At 67.7% G+C, this 4267-nt stretch carries 5 protein-coding genes; all 5 read right to left on the bottom strand.

Going from position 1 to position 4267, the window contains the following annotated elements:
• A partial coding sequence (locus VGF64_11620; protein HEY1635399.1) for a DEAD/DEAH box helicase occupies positions 1-534 on the bottom strand: 534 nt, incomplete at its 3' end.
• A 523-nt stretch (positions 535-1057) separates the two neighbouring features.
• Positions 1058-1198, bottom strand: coding sequence for a hypothetical protein (locus VGF64_11615; protein HEY1635398.1), 141 nt, complete (start codon positions 1196-1198; stop codon positions 1058-1060).
• A 46-nt stretch (positions 1199-1244) separates the two neighbouring features.
• The gene (locus VGF64_11610) at positions 1245-2054 is read right to left on the bottom strand and encodes a methyltransferase domain-containing protein (GenBank protein HEY1635397.1); all 810 of its coding nucleotides are present in this window, start codon (positions 2052-2054) and stop codon (positions 1245-1247) included.
• A gap of 802 nt (positions 2055-2856) precedes the next feature.
• Positions 2857-3813, bottom strand: a complete 957-nt coding sequence (locus tag VGF64_11605) for an alpha/beta hydrolase (protein HEY1635396.1) — start codon at positions 3811-3813, stop codon at positions 2857-2859.
• The coding region (locus tag VGF64_11600; protein ID HEY1635395.1) for a cupin domain-containing protein at positions 3810-4267 on the bottom strand (458 nt) is incomplete at its 5' end. The genes VGF64_11600 and VGF64_11605, both read right to left, overlap by 4 nt.

The raw sequence follows: 4267 nt of genomic DNA, 5'->3' as shown, positions 1-4267 counted from the left end.
CTGCCGGATGTTCGGGGTGAGGTCGAGGATGCGGCGGACGGCGGGGACGAAGCCCATGTCGGCCATGCGGTCGGCCTCGTCGAGGACGGCGACCTTCACCGCATCGAGGGTGAGATCGCCGTTGGCCAGCAGGTCCTCCAGGCGGCCAGGGCAGGCGACGACAACGTCGACACCCTTGTTCAGCGCCCGTCGCTGGTGCTGGTAGCCGGTGCCGCCGTAGACAGCGACGACCGACGCTCGGGCGGGGCGCAGCAGCAGGGTCAGCTCGTCACGGACCTGGGCGGCGAGCTCGCGCGTGGGGACCAGGACGAGCCCCCACGGCTGACGGGGGTCGGCGACCTCCTTGCGGGCGGCGATGGCGAGCCCGAACGCCAGCGTCTTGCCGGAGCCGGTGGGGGCACGGCCGCAGACGTCGCGCCCGGCGAGGGCGTCGGGCAGCGTGGCGGCCTGGATCGGAAAGGGCGCGGTGATGCCGCGGGCGACGAGGCTGTCGGAGAGCTCGGCAGTCACGCCCAGCTCGCGGAAGGAAGACACGGGGGAAGCTCCTGGTTCGAGGGGACAGGCCTTCTCGAAACAGCGAACCTCGAGGTGACCTCAAGTCGACGAACTGCCGACGAGTGGGACGAGTGTACAGGTTCCGCCACCGGAACCGCCTATTGGGCGCCCGTCACATCTGACCGCTGGGAGGCAGGCGCAGAGCCAGGCGAGGCTATCCCCAGACGGACAGATCGACGCCAGCACACCTGCCCTGAAACATTCACCTTGAACCGAACGAGCCTTCGCCCCATACCGCCCGTGGTGAGGCTCCTTATGCGGAGGAGATCGCAGGTCAGGTGCCTGCCAGCTGCTGCACCACCCGTGTCATGTCGTCGATCGCGGTGTCGAAGACCACCACCTAGGAGATGCCGAGGCGTTCCCGGCATGCACTTCACCTCCTGGCAGCTAGCCAATTGAGGCGTTGCAATGACCGGTGGGATCCCCCAGACTCGAACGGCCGTTCGGCTACGTCTGCCGGACAGTGGGCCATCGAAGCGAGGCGGCAGGACGGAAGGAGGACTCAGCCGCTGACCGCCACCCCATCCGGGTCGTCGGCGCCGGTGATGAAGGTCTGGTTGACCCCGGTGCCGTCGAGGTTGGCCTGCCCGATCCTGTTGTCGTTGGGCTGGGTCCAGTAGATGTGGCTGCTGTCGACCGCCACCCCAGTCGGTGTAAGAACCATCGCCTGTCCGTCGTGACCGATGGGGTTAGAGGCCTTCGGCGCGGCGACCCCATGCCCCCATCGTCACCGGGGACAGCAGGCTCACGCTGTCGCGACCGAACAGCTCGATGGCGTGGTCGATCTCCGCGGCTGTGACCTCGCCCGTCTTGATCATGCCGTCCCGCAACTGCGCGAGGGTGAGCTGCCACAGGCGTCCTCCCGGTTGGCCTCCGCGCCACATCGAGACGTGGCCGGCACAGCCAACGTCGACCAGGCCGGCATCCGAAAGGTCCTCGGCCAGGCGGCGGCCGTAGAACGGGTCGAAGCTGGACTCAGAACTCAAGCAGGCGTTGTGGGCGACAACGATGCGACCCAGTAGGGCCTCCGCCTGAGTATCCAGGCATGGGCCGGGCACAGCGGAGACGAAGTCGAGCTCCTCGGCCAAGAGCCATCCGCCCGGTTTGAGGGCGTCGACGATCCGCTCCACGGCGGCCCGCGGCTTTGGCAACCAGGCCGCCACGAGCCGCAGATGAACGAGATCGAACTCGGCCTCTGGCAGCTTGTCGTGGATTACGTCGTGGACCTGGACATCGAGGTTGTGATGGTCGAGATCTCCCAAGTGGGTGGTGTCCAGATCGGTGGCCACGACCGTTCCTCCGGGCTCCACCCGATTGCACAGCCACGAGGCGATGGAGCCGCCACCGGCCCCGATCTCCAGGCACCGCCACCCGGGCTGGACGCTACGGGCCTCCAGCTGCCCGATCGTCTGCTCGTCGAAGACAGCCTCGAGGGTGCACAGACGCTCGGCTTGGACGGAGAGGGCGTTGTCGAAGGCATAGCGCTGGTTTGCCATCATCAGTCCTTTCGCCGGCATTCGATAGCCCCAAGATCGGCGTTGCCCCGCCTCGCCGACGACATCCGATAACCACGAATATCGAGTGGAAGAACCACGGTCTGGATCACCGGACGTCGCGAGACGGGCCCACCGTAGATCGCGAGTGGCGGTCGTCGCGAGGAGGGGTGATCGAGCTGTGCGATCCGACGCCCGAAGCCACCGAAGGGGGCCGGCGTATGCAGAAAGCCCTCCGGTGGCTCGTTGTCGACGGGATCGCCCGCTTGGCCGAAGGCGCGTGCGACCAAATAGCGCAAACCTGAACCATGGTCGCCTGGCCTCCCCCCGATGACAGTCCTGCCGTGGAGAAAGTGTGCCCCAACGGCTTCCCAAGGTCAACGCGGGTCACAACCGGCCGCGGTGGCCAGGCGGGAGCCCCGAGAAACCCGGTGGAGCGTTCGGCGCGCTGTTCTGCTTTCCCTCCCCGCCACATCTCCACCGTCCCTGTGAGAGGGCACATCCGGGCGAGGGCGATGCTCCGGTCCAGGGAACATTTGGAGATAGTCACGGCCCTGGCCGCTGTGGGGCGGTAGGACGAGCAGGTCAAGCAGCCCGAGTCCGGTCGTCTGGCAGCGCTCTTTGATGGCTGGACGCGTGTGAACGAGACCAGATGATCAGGCGTAGGCGGAGCTCTAACAGGGATTGCCATCGCGGCTCCGGGGAGGCATCGCTCGGTCATCCCGAATGGTGCTCGCTGGGTATCCATCTGCCAACGTGGCTATCAGGCCGGTGTCGACGCCGGCGAGCTAGACGCCTGTTTGGTGTCTCATATGCTTTTCAGCACGCGGTGGCGGTCGGCAAGGGCGCGGCGCGAGACGTCGGCATCGAACGCGATGGCGTCGTACTCATGTGGGACGCCGGGGTGCGAGTGCAGTTCGACTGGTACCCCGGCGTGGCTGAGAGTCAGCGCGTAGGTGATGTCCTCATCGCGGAAGATGTCGAGTTGGCCGACCTCGACGTAGGCCGGTGGAAGGGCGGTGGCGTCGGTGAGTCGGGAGGGGGCGGCTGTCGGATCGACAACTGTGCTGCCGAACCTCTCGCCGAGCAGGGCGCTCCAGCCGGTGACGTTGTCGTTGTAGGTCCAGCCGGCGAAGGGGACGATCTCGGGGTCGGGGGTGGTCGTTCGGTCGTCGAGCATGGGGTACAGCAGGATCTGGCGTGCGAGAGGCGGGCCGCGGCGATCGCGGCTGAGGATGGCGACGGCGGCCGCGAGGCCTCCGCCGGCGCTGTCACCCATGACCGCGATGCGCTCCGGGTCGACGCCGAGCTCTGCCGCGTGGTCCGCCAGCCAGACCAGTCCCGCATAGGCGTCCTCGACCGGGGTCGGGTACGGGTGCTCGGGCGCGAGCCGATACTCGACCGACAGCATCGAGACGCCGGTGTGCGCGACGTAGCGGGAAACCGGGCCGTCGAAGATCGGCACCGAGCCCAGGATCATGCCGCCGCCGTGGAGGTACAGCACCGCAGCGCGACTGCGACTCGAGGGCAAGCGATACCAGCGGGCCAGGATCATGGTGCCGTCGGCGACGGTGAGCTGGTGGTCGGTGGTCTCGACCACCTCGGCGATCGGCTGAGCGGTGTTGTTGGCCCAGGCCAGCATGGCGTTGAGGGCGCTACGTCGGTTTTCGATGTCACCGACCGGCGGTGGCGGGGGCGGTGGCCCGCGGTGGTCGGCAATGGATTTGAGGGTAGCGGCGACCTCGGGGTCGAGCTCCAGGCTCACGTGTTGCTCCCCGGCGGTGGCGGTAGCTCGGTGCGGTACTGGGGGGCCAGCGATCGCACCCTGGCCATGAAGGCGGCCTGGGCCGTCGGGTCGAGGGGTGGCGGCGGCGCGGTGCGGCTCGCCACCGGTTGCCCGACAAGGGAAAAGAACTCGTCTTGGCCGGCCGGGGCACAAAGACATAGCAGCCGCGACGGACCGTTGCCGGCGTTGCGGAACCCGTGGGGGGCGTTCGCCGGCACGTTGATCGTTTCCCCGGCTCGGGCCGTGATGCTCTCACCTCGGAATGTCACCTCGACCTCGCCATCGAGGACGGTGAACATTTCTTCGAAGTCGTGGCGGTGCGGGGGCGGACCACCACCTGGCGGGACGTGCATGTCGATCAGCGTGTACCTGCCGTTCGTGTCGCTGCCGCCGACCACGATCGTGTAGGTGTCGCCCACCAGACCCAGGTGGG

The sequence above is a fragment of the Acidimicrobiales bacterium genome (assembly GCA_036491125.1).
Classification (GTDB): Bacteria; Actinomycetota; Acidimicrobiia; order Acidimicrobiales; family AC-9; genus AC-9.
This window is presented reverse-complemented; position numbering and strand designations above follow the sequence as displayed.

Coding starts and splice junctions, on each gene's coding strand:
- VGF64_11610 (HEY1635397.1), bottom strand. CDS start 2,054: ATGATGGCAAACCAGCGCTATGCCTTCGACAACGCCCTCTCCGTCCAA.